The sequence below is a fragment of the Caballeronia eucalypticola genome (assembly GCF_047608185.1).
Taxonomy (GTDB): domain Bacteria; phylum Pseudomonadota; class Gammaproteobacteria; order Burkholderiales; family Burkholderiaceae; genus Caballeronia.
On sequence record NZ_JBLKRU010000021.1, the window covers coordinates 26,562 to 45,786 of the forward strand.

18 protein-coding genes are annotated in these 19,225 nt (G+C 61.3%); 14 read left to right on the forward strand and 4 right to left on the reverse strand.

What is annotated here, in order from left to right; translation table 11 throughout:
• Window positions 1-527: 527 nt before the first annotated feature.
• The 13 genes from motA to ACMX25_RS23060 all read left to right on the forward strand — a co-directional run bounded on the left by motA (window position 528) and on the right by ACMX25_RS23060 (window position 13,877).
• Entirely contained in the window at window positions 528-1,388 is an 861-nt protein-coding gene (gene motA, locus ACMX25_RS23000; protein ID WP_414952366.1) for a flagellar motor stator protein MotA, read from the forward strand.
• A gap of 32 nt (window positions 1,389-1,420) precedes the next feature.
• Window positions 1,421-2,401, forward strand: coding sequence for a flagellar motor protein MotB (gene motB, locus ACMX25_RS23005; RefSeq protein ID WP_414952367.1), 981 nt, complete (start codon window positions 1,421-1,423; stop codon window positions 2,399-2,401).
• Between the two features lie 88 nt (window positions 2,402-2,489).
• Entirely contained in the window at window positions 2,490-2,870 is a 381-nt protein-coding gene (locus ACMX25_RS23010) for a response regulator (protein WP_414952368.1), read from the forward strand.
• A 141-nt stretch (window positions 2,871-3,011) separates the two neighbouring features.
• Entirely contained in the window at window positions 3,012-5,246 is a 2,235-nt protein-coding gene (gene cheA / locus ACMX25_RS23015; RefSeq protein ID WP_414952369.1) for a chemotaxis protein CheA, read from the forward strand.
• A gap of 39 nt (window positions 5,247-5,285) precedes the next feature.
• Window positions 5,286-5,819 (forward strand): chemotaxis protein CheW, encoded by a 534-nt coding sequence (gene cheW / locus ACMX25_RS23020; protein ID WP_031357095.1) that lies wholly within the window; start codon window positions 5,286-5,288, stop codon window positions 5,817-5,819.
• Between the two features lie 44 nt (window positions 5,820-5,863).
• Window positions 5,864-7,669, forward strand: coding sequence for a methyl-accepting chemotaxis protein (locus ACMX25_RS23025; protein WP_414952370.1), 1,806 nt, complete (start codon window positions 5,864-5,866; stop codon window positions 7,667-7,669).
• Window positions 7,670-7,832: 163 nt separating this feature from the next.
• Complete coding sequence (locus ACMX25_RS23030; protein ID WP_414952371.1) at window positions 7,833-8,780, forward strand: CheR family methyltransferase; 948 nt, start codon at window positions 7,833-7,835, stop codon at window positions 8,778-8,780.
• Window positions 8,777-9,496: a chemoreceptor glutamine deamidase CheD gene (gene cheD, locus ACMX25_RS23035; RefSeq protein ID WP_414952372.1), complete on the forward strand. Its 720-nt coding sequence runs from the start codon at window positions 8,777-8,779 to the stop codon at window positions 9,494-9,496. The genes ACMX25_RS23030 and cheD overlap by 4 nt, the downstream gene beginning before the upstream one ends.
• Window positions 9,493-10,611 carry a protein-glutamate methylesterase/protein-glutamine glutaminase gene (locus ACMX25_RS23040; protein WP_414952373.1) on the forward strand — a complete coding sequence of 373 codons (1,119 nt, stop codon included), beginning with the start codon at window positions 9,493-9,495 and terminating at the stop codon, window positions 10,609-10,611. Before cheD ends, ACMX25_RS23040 begins: the two co-directional genes overlap by 4 nt.
• 88 nt (window positions 10,612-10,699) lie before the next feature.
• The gene (gene cheY, locus ACMX25_RS23045) at window positions 10,700-11,095 is read left to right on the forward strand and encodes a chemotaxis response regulator CheY (protein WP_299710577.1); all 396 of its coding nucleotides are present in this window, start codon (window positions 10,700-10,702) and stop codon (window positions 11,093-11,095) included.
• A gap of 11 nt (window positions 11,096-11,106) precedes the next feature.
• The gene (gene cheZ, locus ACMX25_RS23050; protein ID WP_414952448.1) at window positions 11,107-11,805 is read left to right on the forward strand and encodes a protein phosphatase CheZ; all 699 of its coding nucleotides are present in this window, start codon (window positions 11,107-11,109) and stop codon (window positions 11,803-11,805) included.
• A gap of 251 nt (window positions 11,806-12,056) precedes the next feature.
• Window positions 12,057-12,572: a DUF2844 domain-containing protein gene (locus tag ACMX25_RS23055; RefSeq protein ID WP_414952374.1), complete on the forward strand. Its 516-nt coding sequence runs from the start codon at window positions 12,057-12,059 to the stop codon at window positions 12,570-12,572.
• Window positions 12,573-12,590: 18 nt separating this feature from the next.
• Window positions 12,591-13,877 (forward strand): DUF3443 domain-containing protein, encoded by a 1,287-nt coding sequence (locus ACMX25_RS23060; RefSeq protein WP_414952375.1) that lies wholly within the window; start codon window positions 12,591-12,593, stop codon window positions 13,875-13,877.
• A 94-nt stretch (window positions 13,878-13,971) separates the two neighbouring features.
• On the opposite strand, the gene ACMX25_RS23065 is transcribed toward ACMX25_RS23060, so the two are convergent.
• The 4 genes from ACMX25_RS23065 to argS form a co-directional block, all read right to left on the reverse strand.
• Window positions 13,972-14,775, reverse strand: a complete 804-nt coding sequence (locus ACMX25_RS23065) for an SDR family oxidoreductase (protein ID WP_414952449.1) — start codon at window positions 14,773-14,775, stop codon at window positions 13,972-13,974.
• 16 nt (window positions 14,776-14,791) lie between these two features.
• Complete coding sequence (locus ACMX25_RS23070; protein ID WP_414952376.1) at window positions 14,792-15,445, reverse strand: thiol:disulfide interchange protein DsbA/DsbL; 654 nt, start codon at window positions 15,443-15,445, stop codon at window positions 14,792-14,794.
• 180 nt (window positions 15,446-15,625) lie between these two features.
• Window positions 15,626-16,381 carry an SPOR domain-containing protein gene (locus tag ACMX25_RS23075; protein WP_414952377.1) on the reverse strand — a complete coding sequence of 252 codons (756 nt, stop codon included), beginning with the start codon at window positions 16,379-16,381 and terminating at the stop codon, window positions 15,626-15,628.
• Window positions 16,382-16,564: 183 nt separating this feature from the next.
• Window positions 16,565-18,349 (reverse strand): arginine--tRNA ligase, encoded by a 1,785-nt coding sequence (gene argS / locus ACMX25_RS23080; protein WP_414952378.1) that lies wholly within the window; start codon window positions 18,347-18,349, stop codon window positions 16,565-16,567.
• Window positions 18,350-18,894: 545 nt separating this feature from the next.
• Here argS and ACMX25_RS23085 point away from each other — a divergent pair.
• Window positions 18,895-19,221, forward strand: coding sequence for a DUF1840 domain-containing protein (locus ACMX25_RS23085; protein WP_414952379.1), 327 nt, complete (start codon window positions 18,895-18,897; stop codon window positions 19,219-19,221).
• Window positions 19,222-19,225: the final 4 nt, after the last annotated feature.

Sequence of the window (19,225 nt, forward strand, 5' to 3'; positions counted from 1 at the left end):
GAAGCCCTGATACGGCAAGCGATTGCGCGTCCGTCATCAAATTGCGCGGTGCAAGATGCATTGCCCAGGACGCAAGATACAGCAAGGCGTGTGCCACCGCCCAGGCAGGCTGGCCATACTCCGTATGCTCCTGCGCGGACCTCGGTTGTGGAAACAAATGCGTATCGCGTAAAGATTTGGCAGAGGCTGCCGTCAGTCAGACGTTAGCCGCATGGTCAGCCAACTCGCTTGGAAAACGGCTCGTCCAATCGTGACGGGCAAATGCTTGCTTACAATTAATTGCCGATCTGTAAGCTTAAAATCGGCACTTTTGCCCGACTTTTTGCTGACTCGGCTCAAAAGCCTGGCGACGCGACCGGGCCGGACGGTCGGTCAATCGCCTCGGAGGCTTGAATGCGCCGCCAATCAAGACGCTGCCAGGCGCCCGATCTGCCATCCCCCTCCGCTATCTCCCTTCAAAGTTTTCCAGCCACTTGCCGTAAACCACTTAACGGCGGTTTCGCCGATGCAACCATGAGGGTTCGACTGTGCTGATTTTCATCGGAACACTAGTGACGCTGTTGTCCGTCTTCGGCGGTTATGCGCTGGAAGGCGGCCACCTTGGCGCGTTGGTCCAGCCCGTTGAAATCCTGATGATCGCGGGCGCCGGTGTGGGCGCGTTTATCCTCGGCAACGGCATGAAGACGATCAAGTCGACGCTGCGCGTGATCCCGACGCTCTTCAAAGGCTCGAAGTACAACAAGGACGTGTACATGGAGCTGATGGCGCTGCTCTACGTCCTGCTCGCAAAAGCACGCAAGGAAGGCACGCTGACGCTGGAGTCCGACATCGACGATCCGGCTAAAAGCCCGATCTTCGGCCAGTACCCGAAGATCCTGGCGGATCGGCATATCGTCGAATTCCTGACTGATTATTTGCGCCTGATGGTTGGCGGCAACATGAACGCGTTTGAGATCGAAAGCCTCATGGATGAGGAAATCGAGACGCATCACGCAGAAGGCGAAGGCCCGGCGCAGGCGCTGCACAAGGTAGGCGACGCGATGCCGGCGTTCGGCATTGTCGCTGCCGTGATGGGCGTGGTTCACACCATGGCGTCCGCCGATCAGCCGCCGGCCATCCTCGGCGAAATGATCGCGCAGGCGCTGGTCGGGACGTTCCTCGGCATCTTGTTGTCCTATGGGTTGATCGGCCCGCTCGCGAGCGTCGCGGAACAGCGCGTGGCGGAGTCGACGAAGATGTTCCAGTGCATCAAGGTGACGATCCTGGCAAGCCTGAACGGCTACGCACCGGCTATCGCGGTGGAATTCGGCCGCAAAGTGCTCTTCTCCACTGAGCGTCCGTCGTTCTCCGAACTGGAAGAACACGTGCGCCGCGTGAAAGCGAAGTAACCGCCTTTCACGACCGAGCACCCGAGCCCGCCATGTCGACCAATAAAGATCGTCCGATTTTCATCAAGCGCGTCATATCGAGCAAGAAGGCGCATCACGGCGGCGCGTGGAAGCTGGCGTACGCCGACTTCATGACGGCAATGATGGCGTTTTTCCTGTTGATGTGGCTGCTGAGCGCGGTGTCGCCAGTGCAGCGCCAGGGGATTGCCGAGTATTTCAACATGCCGCTCAAGAACGCGATCATGGGCGGGCAGAAGAGCGGCATGGACTCCAGCATTATCGACGGCGGCGGGCGCGATATTTCCAGCCCCGAGCCGGGCACCACCCGTATGAGCGACGGCACGCGGCGCGTGGACCGGCTCGATGAGCAGACGTTGAGAGCCGCGCAAGGCGAACTCGAACGGCGCGATCAGGCCCGCCTGCGCGACTTGCAGATCAAGCTCATGTCCGCGATCGAAGCGAACCCGGTGTTGCGCCAGTTCAGGCAGCAGATCCGGATTGATTCGACGCAGCAGGGTCTGCGCATTGAGATCGTCGATACCCAAAAGCGCCCGATGTTCGCGCTCGCCAGCAACAACGTGGAGCCCTACATGCGCGACATCCTGCGCGAGATCGGCAAGGCGCTGAATGACGTGCCGAACCGGATCGTGGTGCAGGGCCACACTGACGCCACGCGATACGCGGGCGGCGAAAAGGGCTACAGCAACTGGGAGTTGTCGGCGGATCGCGCGAATGCGTCACGGCGCGAGCTGATCTCGGGCGGCATGGATGAATCGAAGGTGCTGCGCGTGCTTGGACTGGCATCGACGCAAAACCTGAACAAGCAGGATGCTTTCGATCCCGAGAACCGGCGCATCAGCATTCTCGTGTTGAACCACAAGTCGGAAGAGTCCATGACGCGCGAAAGCATGCCGGCAACCACGATTACCAGCAACGCGGGCAGCCCGGACGAGCTCAAGCCCAACCTTGGCTCGCTCGCGCCTGGACTGCCAGCCAAACCGGCGGCGCCGTGACGCCGGCAACACCAGACACGCTCGCGAAAGTGAAAGTACAAGAGCACGAGAGCACGACTAGAACATCGGACAGAGGGCGGCACACATCATGATCAAGAACATTCTGGCTGTCGACGACTCGGCTGCCATGCGGCAAATCCTTTCGGCGACGTTTGTCGCGGCGGGGTATCGCGTGGTGCTGGCCATGGATGGCGCGGAAGCCTACGAAGCGGCGCTCGCCGAACAGTTTGACCTCGTGATCACCGACCAGAACATGCCGGCAATGAGCGGCCTGGAACTGATCGGGAAATTGCGCGGACATCGTGCGTATGCGAATACGCCGATCCTCGTGCTGACGACCGAGTCGAGCGAGCCGTTCAAAGCATCCGCGCGCGCAGTGGGCGCGACGGGCTGGCTGGAAAAGCCGTTCGACCCCGACATGCTGACCGAGCTGGTTGCCACGTTGTCGGGCGCGGAACATCCGCACTGAAGCAAACCGTTTTTGCATGAAGCATCAAGCACGAAATATCAGGCATGAAATATCAGGCATGAAATATCAAGCACGAAGAAGACATTAGTTTCTACGACGCGCATAGCGACGACAGACAAGGCATCCGGTGGTGACCCAGGCATGACACTCGACATTACGCAGTTCTATCAAACATTCTTCGACGAAGCCGACGAGCTGCTGGCGGATATGGAGGGGTTGCTGCTCGCGCTGGATCTGGCGAACCCCGATCCCGAGGATCTCGGCGCGATCTTTCGCGCAGCACATTCGATCAAGGGCGGCGCGGCCACGTTTGGTTTCTCGGCGCTGACCGAGACCACGCACATCCTCGAATCGCTGCTCGATCGGGCGCGCAATAACGAACTGGTCCTGCGCAGCGACATGATCGATACGTTCCTTGAAACCAAGGACGTGCTGTCGGATCAGCTCAACGCATATCGTGCCAGTGCCGAGCCGGACGCAGCGGCCGCGAAGGCGATCTGCGCGAAGCTCGAATTCTTGCGGGACAACGATCCGGCCGACGGCGCAGGCGCTGCTGAAGCGGCGCAGCCGGAGCCGTCGTTCAGCGAAGCTGCCGCTATCGCTCAGGATCTCGCGCAAGTCGCGATGGCGCTCGGGCCGAACGAGCCGCCGCCGCATGTTGTCGAGCAGGCAAATGATGTGGTCGAGGAAGAGGGCGAGTGGGCGGAATTTCCGGCTGTCGATGGAACGTCAGACGCAAGCCAGGACGGTCCTCACCTGAAAATTACGTTGCGGGGGGTAGGGGAGAAGGACCAGGCTCTGCTGACTGAAGAGCTTGGAAACCTGGGTAGTGTTGTCGGTGAATTGAAGTCGGGCAGTGACTTGACGCTGTGGCTCGACTCCGATGTATCCGCCGACGATATCGTCGCCGTGTGCTGTTTCGTGATCGATGAAGCGCAGATCGCGGTCGGCCGCGGCAACGCAGCGGATGCGACATCCGGTGGCGCGTCGCAAGCCGCTGCGGAGCAAGAAAAGTTGAACGAGGTGGCAACTGAAGCACTCGCATCTGAGAAGACGGAACCGGTGGCGGCCGCGGCTGTCACCGAGTCCCGCAACAAGACAACCGCAAGCCCTGCGGTGAGCGAAGTTCAAGACGCACCGAAGGCGCCGGAAGGCGACAAGAAAACGAAAGCCGCCGCGCCCGCTGCCGCGGAAGGCAGCTCGATCCGCGTGGGTGTGGAGAAGGTCGATCAATTGATCAACCTCGTTGGCGAACTGGTGATTACGCAGGCCATGCTTGCCGAAACCACGAGCACTTTCGACCCCGCGTTGCACGACCGCCTGTTCAACGGCATGGCGCAGCTCGAACGCAATGCGCGCGACCTGCAGGAAGCGGTGATGTCCATCCGCATGATGCCGATGGATTACGTCTTCAGCCGTTTCCCGCGTCTTGTGCGCGACCTCGCTGGAAAGCTCGGCAAGGAAGTCGAACTCGTCACGTTCGGCCAGGCGACCGAGCTGGACAAGAGCTTGATTGAACGCATCATCGATCCGTTGACGCACCTCGTGCGCAACTCGCTCGATCATGGCATTGAAACGGTGGAAGCGCGGCGTGCAGCCGGTAAAGCGACGGCCGGACAACTGGTGCTGTCGGCGGCGCATCACGGCGGCAACATCGTGATTGAAGTCAGCGATGACGGCGCGGGCCTGCGTCGCGACAAGATCCTCGCAAAAGCGATGAAGCAAGGCATGCAGGTCAGCGAGCAAATGTCCGACGATGAAGTCTGGCAACTGATCTTCATGCCGGGCTTTTCCACCGCCGAGCAGGTCACGGATATCTCCGGCCGCGGCGTCGGCATGGACGTGGTGAAACGCAATATCCAGGCGATGGGCGGCCATGTCGAGATCCAGTCGCGCGAAGGCCGCGGCACGACCACGAAGATCGTGTTGCCGCTGACGCTGGCGATTCTCGACGGCATGTCGGTGAAGGTCGGCAGCGAGATTTTCATCCTGCCGCTGAACTTCGTGATGGAGTCGCTGCAACCCGTTGCCGACGATATCTACACCGTCGCCGGCGGCGAGCGTGTCGTGCGCGTGCGCGGCGAATACCTGCCGCTGGTCGCGCTGCATCAGGTCTTCGAAGTAGTCGATGCGCGCACGGAACCCACGCAGGGAATCATCACGATCATCCAGTCGGAAGGTCGCCGCTTTGCCATGCTGATCGATGAACTGGTCGGCCAGCAGCAAGTGGTGGTGAAGAACCTGGAAACGAATTACCGCAAGGTGCACGGCATTTCCGCCGCGACCATCCTGGGCGACGGCCGCGTCGCACTGATCGTCGATGTAGCGGCGCTGAATCGTGAAAACCGCTCGGCGCATGGCGCGCTGACTCACTAATAAATAGTCGGAACTCCCAACCAATTTTCGGAGGCTAACGTGGCAGCAGACATCCAATCGATTACTTCGGCGGTACAACGCCGTGACGTTCAACGTGTCAGCCAGGCTGAAGCGGCAGGACAGGAATTCCTCGTCTTCACGCTGGGCGCGGAAGAGTACGGCATCGACATCCTGAAGGTGCAGGAAATTCGCGGCTATGACAACGTCACGCGCATCGCCAATGCACCGGCGTTCATCAAGGGCGTGATCAACTTGCGAGGCATTATTGTTCCTATCGTCGATATGCGCATCAAGTTCAATCTCGGTCGCGTCGAGTATGACAACCAGACGGTCGTGATCATCCTGAACGTCGCGCATCGCGTGGTCGGCATGGTGGTGGACGGCGTGTCCGACGTGCTGACGCTGCAAGCCGATCAGGTCATGCCGGCGCCGGAGTTCGGCGCCACGCTCACTACCGAATATCTGACGGGCCTCGGCACTGTCGATGGCCGGATGCTGATCCTGATGGATATCGAAAAGTTGATGACGAGCAAGGAGATGGAGTTGATCGACTCCGTCGCCGTGCCCGCCTGAGTCTTCACATAGTTGGCTACCAACACGCTGGTCGGGAAGAAGACATGCTTAAGAACTGGTCGATTCGTACCACGCTGACGCTCGTGGGCTTGCTGTTCGTCGGTTTCGCGGCCGTGGTCAGCGCACTGTCGCTGAACGGCTTGCGCTCGGCGGGCAATTCGCTCTCCTCGCTCGCTGACAGCGACATGGTGTCCATGCGCGCACTCAACGACGCGTCGTCGAACCTGCTGCGCTCACGCGTGGCGCTCGACCGCGTGCGGGGGCTGACGGAAGCGAACAACGCTGACGAAGCGAAGAAGGCGCTCGATCGCGGGCAGTTCCTGCTCGATAAATCGAACGAGAGCTGGAAGCTGTTCGTATCGACGCCCAAGCCGACGCTGCCGCAAGCCACGCTCGATGACATCGTGGCGAAACACGACACGCTGATGCACGACGGCGTGGAGCCCGAGTTCGCGGCAATGCGCGCTGGCGACATGGCCGCGTATCACGCCATTGCCGACACGAAGATCAGCCCGATGTTCATCGCCTTCGACGCCGCCACGGCTGCCACGGTCGACCTGACGCAGAAGCACGCCGTGCAGTTGAGCGCGGACGCGGCGGCAAGCATCACGCTATTGATCGAGGTAATTGTCGGCGTGATGGTGCTGGCTGTGCTCACGCTGGCCGCCACACGGGTTGCGCTCGGTGGCATGATCGTGCAACCGATCAACGACGCAGTCGATCACTTCGAGCGCATCGCTCAAGGCGACCTGACCAAGTCGGCGCATACCGACAAGACCAACGAGATCGGCCGCTTGTTTGCGGGCATTGAACGGATGCGCACGAACCTGACCACGATGGTCGGATCGGTGCATCACGGCGCGGAATCCATCGATGTCGGCGCGCGTGAAATTGCGAGCGGCAACACGGATCTCTCGCAGCGCACGGAAGAGCAGGCAGCGTCGCTGCAGGAAACGGCGTCGAGCATGGAGCAACTCACCAGCACCGTGAAGCAGAACGCCGAGAACGCGCGCCAGGCTTCGCAACTGGCCGTCAACGCGTCGGATATCGCGTCGCGCGGTGGTCAGGTGGTGGAGCAGGTCGTGGACACCATGAGTGCGATTTCATCGAGTTCGAGCAAGGTGGTCGACATCATCGGCGTGATTGAGGGCATCGCGTTCCAGACCAATATTCTCGCGTTGAACGCGGCCGTGGAAGCGGCCCGGGCGGGAGAAGAAGGGCGCGGCTTTGCGGTGGTTGCAGGCGAAGTGCGCAGTCTCGCGCAACGCAGCGCGGCGGCGGCGAAAGAGATCAAGTCGCTGATCGGCGACTCCACCGCGAAGGTCGAAAGCGGCTCCGTGCTGGTCGCGCGCGCCGGCGAGACGATGGACGAAATCGTGCAGGCCGTGCGCCGCGTCACCGACATCATGGGCGAGATCAGCGCCGCGTCGGACGAGCAATCGCAAGGCATTGAACAGGTCAGCCGCGCCGTCGGGCAGATGGACGAAGTCACGCAGCAGAACGCTGCGCTGGTCGAACAAGCGGCGGCCGCCGCGGCGTCGCTTGAAGAGCAGACACGCAAGCTGAAGGACGTGGTCAGCCACTGGCAAGTCAGCGGCGACGCATCGTCCGGCGACCCGCGCGCCAGGCTCAAACCGAAGGTCGTCACGCGGGCGCACGCGAGCCCGGCGATTAAAGTTGCCGCGCGGCCTAACGTCGCGGCTAATCGCGCCGTTAATAAGCTTATTGCATCACCGGCTCCGGCCGCTTCAGCCAACGCTTCAGTTCCGGCAGCCGCGGCAACACCGGTCGCGAAAGCGCCCGCCACGAAGCTCGCAGTTGCCGCGTCCGGTGACTGGGAAACTTTTTAAGGCACGAACAGACAACCATGCTGGCTCATTTCATCGTGCTCCTTGTTGAGACTTTCACTAAAGCGCGCCGAGCGGTGTGGTTGTTTAAAAAACGCGTTGCAACGACCGTATGGAAATACGGTCGAGATGCAGCCAATGCACGTTCCAGCAGAACAAAGGCTAGATGATGGCAACGCGCCCGAGCGTCGATACCCCCCGCGACCGGACCCGAAACGGTTCGGAAGTGGAACGGGACTTCGAATTCACCAACGCCGATTTCGGCCGCATTCGTGCGCTGATTCATCAGCGCGCGGGGATTTCGCTGTCCGAACATAAACGCGACATGGCCTATAGCCGTCTCGCGCGACGTCTGCGCGCCTGCAATATCGATTCGTTTCGCGTGTATCTCGAGCGTCTCGAAGCCCAGCCTGATAGCGACGAATGGGAAGCCTTTACCAACGCACTGACGACGAACCTGACCGCGTTCTTCCGCGAATCGCATCATTTCCCGATCCTTGCCACGTTCGCGAAAAACCGTCCGCAGCCGTTCTCCGTGTGGTGCTCGGCGGCATCGACGGGAGAGGAGCCGTATTCCATCGCCATGACGTTGATGGAAACACTCGGCGACAGCGCCGCGCGCCATTGCACGGTGATTGCAACGGACATCGACAGCCAGGTTTTGCAAAAGGCCGACGCCGGCGTCTACACGCTCGATTCCGTGAAGACGCTTGGGGCCGAACGCCTGAAGCGTTTCTTCCTGAAGGGCACGGGCGCGCATGCCGGCATGGTGAAGATCCGCCCGGAAGTGCGTGCGCTGGTGAAGTTCGAGCAACTGAACCTGACGGACGCGAAGTACGCGCTGCCTGGCCAGTTCGATGCGATCTTCTGCCGCAACGTCATGATCTACTTCGATAAACCCACGCAAGCGCAAGTGCTCACACGCTTCGAGCCGCTGATGAAAAGCGGGGGGTTGTTGTTCGCCGGGCATTCCGAGAACTTCACGTATGTGACGCAGGCGTTCAAGCTGCGCGGCCAGACCGTCTATGGATTGACGCGTGACGCGGCAGCAGCAACGGCTGCCGCCGCAGCGGCGAAGAAAGCGGGCAAGACGCTCGCCGGGGAGCTCGCATGAGCGGCTTGCCGATCGCATCGAACCTGTACTTCGACAACCATTTCAAGCTCCCGGGCGTGAAGCTGTTGCCGAACGAGTTCTACATGACGAGCGAAGACATGGTGCTCGTCACGGTGCTCGGTTCATGCGTGGCCGCCTGCATTCACGATCGCTCGGCGGGCATTGGCGGGATGAATCATTTCATGCTTCCCGACGATGGTTCCGACGCGTCGCAATCCAGTTCGGACTCCATGCGATACGGCGCGTATGCCATGGAAGTGCTGATCAACGAGATGATCAAGCGCGGCGGCCGGCGCGAACGTTTTGAGGCGAAAGTGTTCGGCGGCGGTGCGGTGCTGGCGGGCATGACGACGATCAATATCGGCGATCGCAATTCGGAATTCGTTCGTCGTTACCTCGCGCTGGAAAAGATTCGCATCGTCGCCGAGGATCTGCAGGGCATGTATCCGCGCAAGGTCGCGTTCATGCCGCGCACCGGCCAGGCGATGGTCAAGAAACTGATCACGCAGCAAGATCCAAGCGTGGTCGAACGCGAGAAAGCGCTCGCGCGGCAAACACCCGAAGCGCGCAGCGAACGGCTTGCAAAGGCGCGTGCGCGTGTCGAGTTGTTCAGCCGGCCTAAAGCCATAACGCCCGATAAACCCCGCATCGAATTATTCGGTGCCGCAGCCGGCCTGCAGCGAACCGTCCGCACGAAGACGGTGGAGGAAGCATGACAACGGCCCGGAGCACGGAACCGAAAATCAGTGTGCTGTGCGTCGATGACTCGGCGCTGGTGCGCAGCCTGATGACCGAGATCATCAACTCGCAACCTGACATGCACGTGTGCGCAACCGCACCTGATCCACTGGTGGCGCGTGAGCTGATCAAGCAGCACAACCCGGATGTCTTGACGCTCGATGTCGAAATGCCGCGCATGGACGGCCTCGATTTCCTGGAGAAGCTGATGCGGCTTCGGCCGATGCCGGTCGTGATGGTGTCGTCGCTGACGGAGCGCGGCTCGGAAATCACGCTGCGCGCGCTGGAACTCGGCGCGGTGGATTTCGTGACTAAACCGCGGGTGGGCATTCGCGACGGCATGCTCGAATACTCCGAAAAGCTCGCCGATAAGATTCGCGCAGCCGCGCGCGCACGGGTACGGCAGACGCCTCACATCGTGCACGCGGCGCCGGGCCCTGGAGGTGCGGCAGCAGCAGCGTCGAAGCCGACGCCGAACCTGAACAATCCGCTGGTGAGTACGGAGAAGCTGATCATCGTCGGGGCATCGACGGGCGGCACTGAAGCAATCCGCGAACTTCTGGTACCGCTGCCGCCCGACGCGCCCGGCGTGATGATCGCGCAGCACATGCCGCCGGGCTTCACGAAGTCGTTTGCGCAGCGCCTGAACGGCTTGTGCCGGATCGCCGTGAAGGAAGCTGAGCACGGCGAGCGTGTGTTGCCGGGGCATGCGTATATCGCCCCGGGTGATGCTCATCTGGTGCTCGTGCGCAGCGGTGCAAACTACGTCGCGCATCTCTCCGATGCCCCGCCGGTCAATCGCCATCGTCCATCGGTCGATGTCTTGTTCAGGTCCGCCGCGCAGAACGCCGGCAAGAATGCGCTCGGCGTGATCCTGACCGGCATGGGCCGCGACGGCGCGCAGGGCATGCTGGAGATGCAGCAAGCGGGCGCGTACACCTTTGCGCAGGACGAAGCGAGTTGCGTGGTGTTCGGCATGCCGCGTGAGGCGATTGCAACGGGCGGCGTCAGCGAGATCGCGCCGCTGGCGGAAATGACCCGGCGCGTGATGGCGCGGCTCAATTCAATGGGCGAACGCACGCAGCGCGTTTAACGCTCACACGCTCACCGAACGAATTCGGATAGAAACGTGGCGCAATGCGCCGCTTGCAGAAAACACAGGAACACAAGGAGCAGTGATGGTGGACAAGAACATGAAGATTTTGGTCGTCGACGATTTTCCGACGATGCGGCGCATTGTGCGAAACCTGCTGAAGGAACTGGGTTTCTCCAACGTCGATGAAGCCGAAGACGGCGCGGCCGGACTGGCACGTCTGCGCGGCGGTGGTTTCGATTTCGTCATTTCCGACTGGAACATGCCGAACCTCGATGGCCTCGAAATGCTGAAGCAAATTCGCGGCGACGCCGCGCTTGCCCATCTGCCCGTATTGATGGTGACGGCCGAATCGAAGAAGGAAAACATCATTGCTGCGGCGCAGGCTGGCGCGAGCGGATACGTGGTCAAGCCGTTCACGGCTGCGACCCTCGACGAGAAGCTTTCGAAGATTCTCGAAAAGATGGCTAAGGCAGGGAGCTGATCGTGAACGAAATGACAAACGAGACGCTGATCGACGTCGAGCAAGACGCCGATGCATCGAGCGACCGCATCCTGGCACGCATTGGTCAGTTGACGCGGACGCTGCGCGATTCCATGCGCGAACTCGGCCTCGACAAACAAGTGGAAGCCGCCGCCGAGATGGTCCCGGACGCGCGCGACCGCCTGAAGTATGTCGCGACGATGACGGAACAGGCCGCCGAGCGCGCGCTGAACGCCATCGAGTTGGCGAAGCCGCTGCAGGAAACCATGCAGCGCGACTCACAAGCGCTCGATGCCCGCTGGGAGCAGTGGTATGACTCGCCGCTCGAGAAAGCGGACGTAAAGACCTTGCTGGCCGATACCCGGGGCTTTTTGCAGCAAGTGCCGGTGCACACGGTCGCGACGAATACGCAATTACTCGAAATCATGCTCGCGCAGGATTTCCAGGACCTGACCGGTCAGGTGATCAAGAAGATTACCGACGTGGTGTACGTGATAGAGCAGCAATTGCTCAGCGTGCTGCTGGAGAACATCGCGCCCGAGCGGCGTGAACAATTTGCTGCACAAGCGGCGGCGCTGGCGGCAGCAACGAGTGCGGTGGGTTCGTCGGACACCTTGCTGAATGGTCCGCAGATCAATCCGGAAGGCCGCACCGACGTAGTCCAGGACCAGACACAAGTCGACGATCTGCTCGCCAGTCTCGGCTTCTGATAGTAGGAACAGTAAGAACGGCTCGACGCGCGCAGGTGCTGGCACTTGCTCGCGTCGACGTATCCTGCGGTTACATTCCCCGACAGTCTTCTATCGACGCTTGAACGTACAGGTTTGTACGAAGCGTCGTTTTCCCGGTTCCGACTCAATCGGCTGGCATACTGACAGCGCTTTCTTTTTGAATTTTGTGGCGCAAGCGTTGCAGAAGGCAAAATAGCGCATATTGAGATAATCGAAACGGGGGTAGCGAAGTGAACACTTCGATCATTTCATTCAGCTCGCGACGCGTAACCGCGCTCGCCAGCCTGACATTGAGCTTGCTAGTTGTATCGCCGGCATACGCCGTGCTTGGCGGCGCGCCGATGACGCCGCCCGCGAACTCCACGGTCAACAATGCCGTGTCGCATGCGGCGGTTTCAGCGGTTGCTTCATCGGCCGGAGCAACGGCCAGTTCTTATACGGTGCGTACCACGACGCTCGCCGTCGGCACGGTGGTAAATGAGTACGTAAATACCGATGGCGTGGTGTTTGGGCTTGCGTGGCAAGGCCCCAGAATTCCCGATTTGCCGACCTTGCTCGGCACCTATTTCCCTCAATACGTGCAAGGCATCCAGAATCAGCGTGCCAACGGCGGCGGCCGCGGACCGGTCAGCGTCGCAGGCAGCGCGCTCGTGGTCCGCTCCGGCGGCCATATGGGCGCATTCGCCGGACACGCCTATCTGCCGCAATCCTTGCCCGCGGGCGTCAGCCCCAGCGACATCCAATAACGGACTGAGACTTTCACTATGCGTCCGACGATTTCCTCGTCCAATCCGACCTTGCGTTCGGGCCTGATCCGCTGGCTCGCCGTGCTGAGCGTGTCCGTGTTACTCGCGGCCTGCGGCGGCGGGGGCGGCGATTCAGGCAACAGTTCCGTAAGCGGTGGCGGCGGTAGCAGTGGCAGCAGCGGCGGTAGCAGTAACGGCCCCAACGCGCAGCCGATCGCGTCCACGGCGTCGAACACGGTGCCGATCACCGTAGGTCCGGGTGCACATAACTTCGTCAATATCCCGAACGTCTCGGTCACTGTGTGCGCGCCCGGCACGAGCACGTGCCAGACCATCGACAATATCCAGCTCGATACCGGCTCGTACGGCCTGCGTCTGGCAAGCGACGCGGCAACGCAGATCATGGGCAGCCTGCCGGTGAACGCGTCGACGAGCGGCGGACAGCTGGCCGAATGCACGCAATTCGCCGATGGCTTCACATGGGGCACCGTGCGTACCGCCGATGTAAAGATTGGCGGCGAAACGGCGAGCGGGATTCCAATCCAGATCGTGGGCGATTTGCCTGATTCCACCGTGCCGCTCAATGGCTGTGTCAACGGCAGCAACGAGAGCACGTCGCGGCAACTGGGCGCGAACGGGATTCTTGGCGTAGGCGTTGCGGCGACCGATTGCGGTTCGGACTGCACGAACGCCGCGACCAGTAATTACTACTCCTGCCCGAGCGGGACCAACTGTTCGGCCGTTGCCGTCGGGATGGCGCAGCAAGTGGTGAATCCGGTGACGAAGTTCGCGGTGAACAACAACGGTGTGATCGTGCAATTGCCGCCGGTGACGACGTCGGCGGCGTCGGCCACGGGCACGCTGGTATTCGGCATTGGGACGCAGAGCAACAATACGTTGACGGGCGCGACGTCGTATCAGTCGACGGCTTTTGGCAACCTGATGGGCAACTATAAGGGGACGGCGGTTACGACCATTATCGATTCGGGTTCGAACGGCCTCTTCTTCACCGACAGTACGTTGCCGACCTGCACATCCACGTTCACGGACTTCTATTGCCCGGCCAATCCGACGCCGCTTTCGGCGACTGTTTCCGGGTTGAACAACACGACGGGCACGGTGAATTTCACGGTCCAGAACGCCCAGACGCTGGCTGCAAGCGGCACGAACTACGCGCTTAATGGACTGGCCGGGAGTATTGGCTCAATCCCGACGCTGTTCGACTTCGGCCTGCCATTCTTCTTCGGCCGATATGTTTATTTCGGCTTTAACACCAACGGGAATGCACCGTACATAGCGTTTTAAGTTCACTTCCATCGCCTCGATAGCTTCGAGGCAACGAGCAAAAGTAACAAAGCCCGGCGCGTGTCTGCGTCGGGCTTTGTTTTTATGGAGGCGATCATTCCCCCCCTCGTGGTTTCCTCGGCGCCTTCTCCATCAAGCGGTCGTACAGCCATCGCGGCAGCACATGCAGGATCGCGCCGGCGACGCGCATCTGCCAGGGAAACGTCGCAAACCTTTTCTTCGCCTCGATAGCATCGGCGCTCTTGGCGGCGAATACATCGGCGTCCATGAGGAAGGGCATCGGATACGGATTGTGCTTGGTCATCGCGGTGCGGATGTAACCCGGCGCAATGGTCACCACCGATACCCCCTTCGGCCGCATCTCGATCCGCAGCGATTCGAGATACTTCAATGCCGCCGATTTCGACGCGCTATACGCGCCCGAACCCGGTAATCCGCGAATGCCCGCCACGCTCGCAATGCCCACCAGCGTTCCGCGTCGTTCTTCGACCATGCGCGCGACGAACGGCTCAAACGTGGCGATCATCCCGAAGTAGTTGATATCCATCACGTCGCGAAAGGTATCGAGGTCGCCATGACCGGTCAACACACCACGGCTGACGCCGGCATTGGCGATCACGATATCGGCGCCGCCATGCTGCGCACAGAACTGCGCTGCGGCGTGGTCAAGCGCGGCGGCATCGCGGACGTCGGCAGGATAGATCGAGATGGAATGGGAGGGGAAGCGCGCGGCGAATGCCGCGAGGGTGTCGCCACGACGGGCAACGAGGCCAAGCACCGCACCGCGCCGGAGATATTCCTCGGCGAGCGCGAGGCCAATGCCGCTGGATGCGCCGGTGATGAAAACTCTCAGCCGGGCTGGCTCGGCATCCCTGCCATTGCCCGGCGTGTCCTTCATAGCGGCGCTCACGCCTTTACATCTTCTTCGCGCGAATCTGGGCGATCAGGAAATCGAGGACCTGGATCGTGCCCGGCAGGCTGTTCGTCGTGGCCGGACCCGTCTCGTACTTGCCCTGGATGGCGAGCGTCGGCACGCCGTCGATCTTGTAGTCCTGCATCAGCTTGGTGTCGCGCTGAAGATCGCTTTGCGTCGAGAAGGAGTTGTACGCGTCCATGTACTTCTTCTTATCGACACCTTGCGTCGCGAGGAACGTAGCCTGCGCTTCCGGCGTCAGCAGATAGTTCTTCTTCACGTGGATTTCGTTGAACACGGCAGGCGTGAGCTTGTCGGCGAGGCCGAGTGCATCGAGTGCGTGATACATCTTCGAGTGCGGGATGAAGTCATCGCGGAAAGCAACCGGCACACGCTTGAACACGACATCAGGACCTTGCTTCTTGATCCACGCTTCCAGATACGGGTCGAATTCGTTGCAGTGGGGGCAGCCGTACCACATGAACTCGATCACTTCGATCTTGCCCTGCGCGTCCACCGGTTGAGCAGTTTGCAGCACCGTGTAGTCGGTGCCTGCAACAGGCGCTGCCGGCGATGCGTGCGCCACGTTCATGGCGCTCAGGGTGCCGGCCGCGAGGCCGAGGGAGAGAGCGAGGGCGCTGAAGAATTTTTTCATAATGACCGAGAAAGGGCGTGGAGACGCGAAAGGGGAACACACGACGCTTAAAGGAGGCTTAAACCGGCTGTGCCGGGCCGCTGGTGGCTGCTCTGCTCACCGGCGTTGATGGCCTTCATGCTATCAACCCGCGCCAGCCTGATACAAAAGGCCGCGCGGGTTGCGGGGTCTACTACGCGTTCACTGCTTCGAGAAGCGGATGACCGCGGTGTCCACGCCTGCGTCCGATAGCCGCTGGCGCACGTTGTTCATGTCTTCGAACTTCGTGAACGGCCCAATCCGCACGCGGAAATACGTGACGTTGCCTGCATCGCGTTGCGTGACCTTCGACTCAAAACCCTGGAAGCCTAGCCGTGCGCGCTGCTGTTCGGCATCGGCCTGGGTCTTGTACGCGCCAACCTGCAGGAAATAGCCCGTGTTTGCATCGCCGGGTGCGGGTGGCGTGACCTTGGCCGTCGATGACGCTTGCGCATCAGCCGGCTTCTTCGCAGGTGTTGCGCTCGATGAACCGCCCGGCGCGTTCGCAACCGGCGGCACGGTCGCCGGCTTCGGCGCAACCGCCGTACCGTTCGCAGCCGATGGCGGCACTTCCAGTATCTCCGGCTCGTCCTGCACGCCCGACGACTGCGTCTGGTTGTTCGTCTGTCCAGGCGCGGTGTTCGGCGGCGCGGGCTGCGCGGCTTGCGGCACGGCCTGGCCAGGCGTCTTGCCCTGCAGCGGCCGGTTCGGGTCGTACGGCTGTCCCGTGGTGGCGGGCGCGGAGTTCGTGTCCGTTGGCGCCGGCGCGACCTTCGCGACAAACGGCGTGGGTGCGCGCGTGATGTACAGCGCCACGATCACTGCAATTGCAAGGCCGACAATCAAGCCCAGCACGATACCGAGGAAAGTGCCCCCGGTTTGCTTCGACTGCTTCGACGTGCTGCGTGGTTTTGCCATCGTATGAATAACCTGCAAAAAGTCTTCTGAATGGCCGTCGATTATAACGGCGGCCTTGCGCGCGGTTTGGCGTTGCCTGGGTGTTGTATTGCGCTGTGTTGCGTCGTGTTGCGTTAAGTCATGCGCCGTCGCACATCCGGCCCAGGACACGCCGGACGCACCGGACGTGCCCGGCCAAGGCAATCACATCTTGACGGGAGCGGACACGCCGATCAGCGCGAGGCCGTTCTCGAGCACTTGCCTCGTAGCGGCGAGCAACGCAATGCGCGCATTGCGCACGCCGTCTTCCTCCACTAGCACGCGCTCCGCATTGTAGAACGAGTGGAATTCGCCCGCGAGGTCACGCAGGTAGAACGCGACCGCGTGCGGGGCGAGTTCGTCGGCGGCGTGCGAGAGCATGTCCGGATACTCGGCGAGCTTGTTCAGCAGCGCCATCGCCCGTTCGCTCGAAAGCGGCGAGAGATCGACGGTCGGCAATGTGTCGGCATTGCCGGCGTATTTCGTCTTCCAGTCGCCGAGGATCGTGCAGATCCGGGCGTGCGCGTACTGCACGTAATACACCGGGTTTTCGTCGCTTTGCTTGAGCGCGAGGTCGACATCGAAGACAAATTCGGTGTCGGCCTTGCGCGAGATCAGGAAGAAACGCACGGCGTCGCGGCCGCGGCGAATGGTGTCTTCATCGATCTGATCCGGTGCAACTTCCTCGCCCGGCGTCATGCCGCCCGACCATTCGATCAGGTCGCGCACCGTCACATAGCTGCCCGCGCGCTTCGATATCTTCACTTCCACGCCATTGCGCATGACCGTGACCATCTTGTGCAGCACGTAGTCGGGATAGCCCTTCGGAATGCCAATGCCAAGCCCCTGCAGCCCCGCCCGAACACGCGCGATGGTGCCGTGGTGGTCCGAGCCCTGCACGTTGATGACCTTGGTGAAACCGCGTTGCCACTTCGCCACGTGGTACGCGACGTCCGGCACGAAATACGTGTAGGTGCCGTCGGACTTGCGCATCACGCGGTCCTTGTCGTCGCCGTCGTCGGTCGTGCGCAGCCAGAGCGCGCCGTCCTGCTCGTAGGTCTTGCCGGCGGCGATCAGCGCATCGACCGTGCCTTGCACGCGGCCTTCGTTGTACAGCGACGACTCCAGGTAGAACTGGTCGAAGTCCACGCCGAACGCGGTCAGGTCCAGATCCTGTTCGTGACGCAGGTACGCGACGGCAAAGACGCGAATAGCGTCGATGTCATCCACATCGCCCTTCGCCGTCACCGGCGCGCCGTCCTTGGCCGCCACCGTCGCGCCAGCCAGATAGTCACGGGCGATATCCGCGATGTACTCGCCGTTGTACGCGTTGTTCGGCCATTCCTTGTCGTCTGGCGTGAACCCGCGCGCGCGCAATTGCGTCGATGTGGCCAGGTTGCCGATCTGCACGCCTGCGTCGTTGTAGTAGAACTCGCGATGCACCGCGTTGCCTTGCGTGCCGAGCAGGTTCGCCAATGCATCGCCGAGCGTGGCTTGCCGGCCGTGACCTACGTGCAGCGGCCCGGTCGGGTTCGCCGAGACAAACTCGATCAGCACGCGCTTGCCTTCGTCGCGGGCGTTGTAGCCGTAGCGCGCGCCTTCCACAATCACTGCCGGCACCACGGCTTGTTTCGCCGCTGCCGCCAGCCGCAAGTTGATGAACCCCGGACCGGCGACTTCGGCTGCATCGACCAGACCCTGCGCAGCCGGCAGCGCGAGCACTGCATCCACGATCTGCTGCGCCAGCTGGCGCGGATTTGCGCGCAGCGGCTTGGCGAGCTGCATGGCGACGTTCGACGCGACGTCGCCGTGCGCCGCAACTTTCGGGCGTTCGAGCACGATCACCGGCTCGACGAAGTTCGCTTCCGATGCGCCTTGCGACGCCTGTACGACCTGCTTGACCGCATCGGCGAGCAGCGTTTCGAGTGTGTGTTTTTGTGCGGGCAGCATGCTGATTCTTAAATCCGGTAATAGGGCTGTTGGTGCGATGCAGCGATGCTTCGTTTCTTCGATGCCGAGGCTTCAATCCACGTGTTTGCCAGGAATGCGGGGAAAACGCGTAACCGGGCGTCGATTGAGCGTTAACTGCCGACGTGATCCGTGCTCAAAAATTTCAGTCCAGTTTCAATCCATTACGGCAATTCGGGGCCGCGTCTTGCTCACGCTTGGGCTGACTTCCACTCGTTCGGGCGCGGGGGAAACCCCTGGACACTCGGTCGAAACGGTATGTACGCCTTTCTATGCGTGTCCAAAGTCATGGCCCGCGCCGTTTCCAGCGATACCGCCAAAACCGGGGTTTTGTAACCGGCGCAACATTTGCTCGGGTAAATCGGGATTTTAGCAGGTGCTAATATGTCGAATCAGGGTCGAGTCGGGGAAAGAAGTCAGGAATTAAAACAATGCGCCGGCGTGTGATGGTGGCCTGGGTTGTTACCACGCTTGGCGCATCTCGCTCACTAGCCACAAAAGGCCAACAAAAGGGAAAGGACCTTGCCATGTTGATCACATTCAAAACCAGAGCAGCACCCGACGTTCAAATGCTGGACAACCTTGCCGATTACCTCCTCGGCATCGTTGGTAAGCGGCTTGGCGAGCGTGGCGTCATTACGCATGAAGAGCTCCCTGAATGCATCCAGAAGCTGGAGTCGGCGGTTGCATCGGACAAACAGGAACGCGCCGAACACGACGGCCATTTCCACGAAGGCGAGCCCGGCCATGAACCGCACGAGATTCCCGTCGGTCTGGCACAACGCGCGTACCCGTTCCTCGACATGATGCGCCTCGCCCATCAGGCAGACGGCGACATCCTGTGGGGCGTGTGAGCCA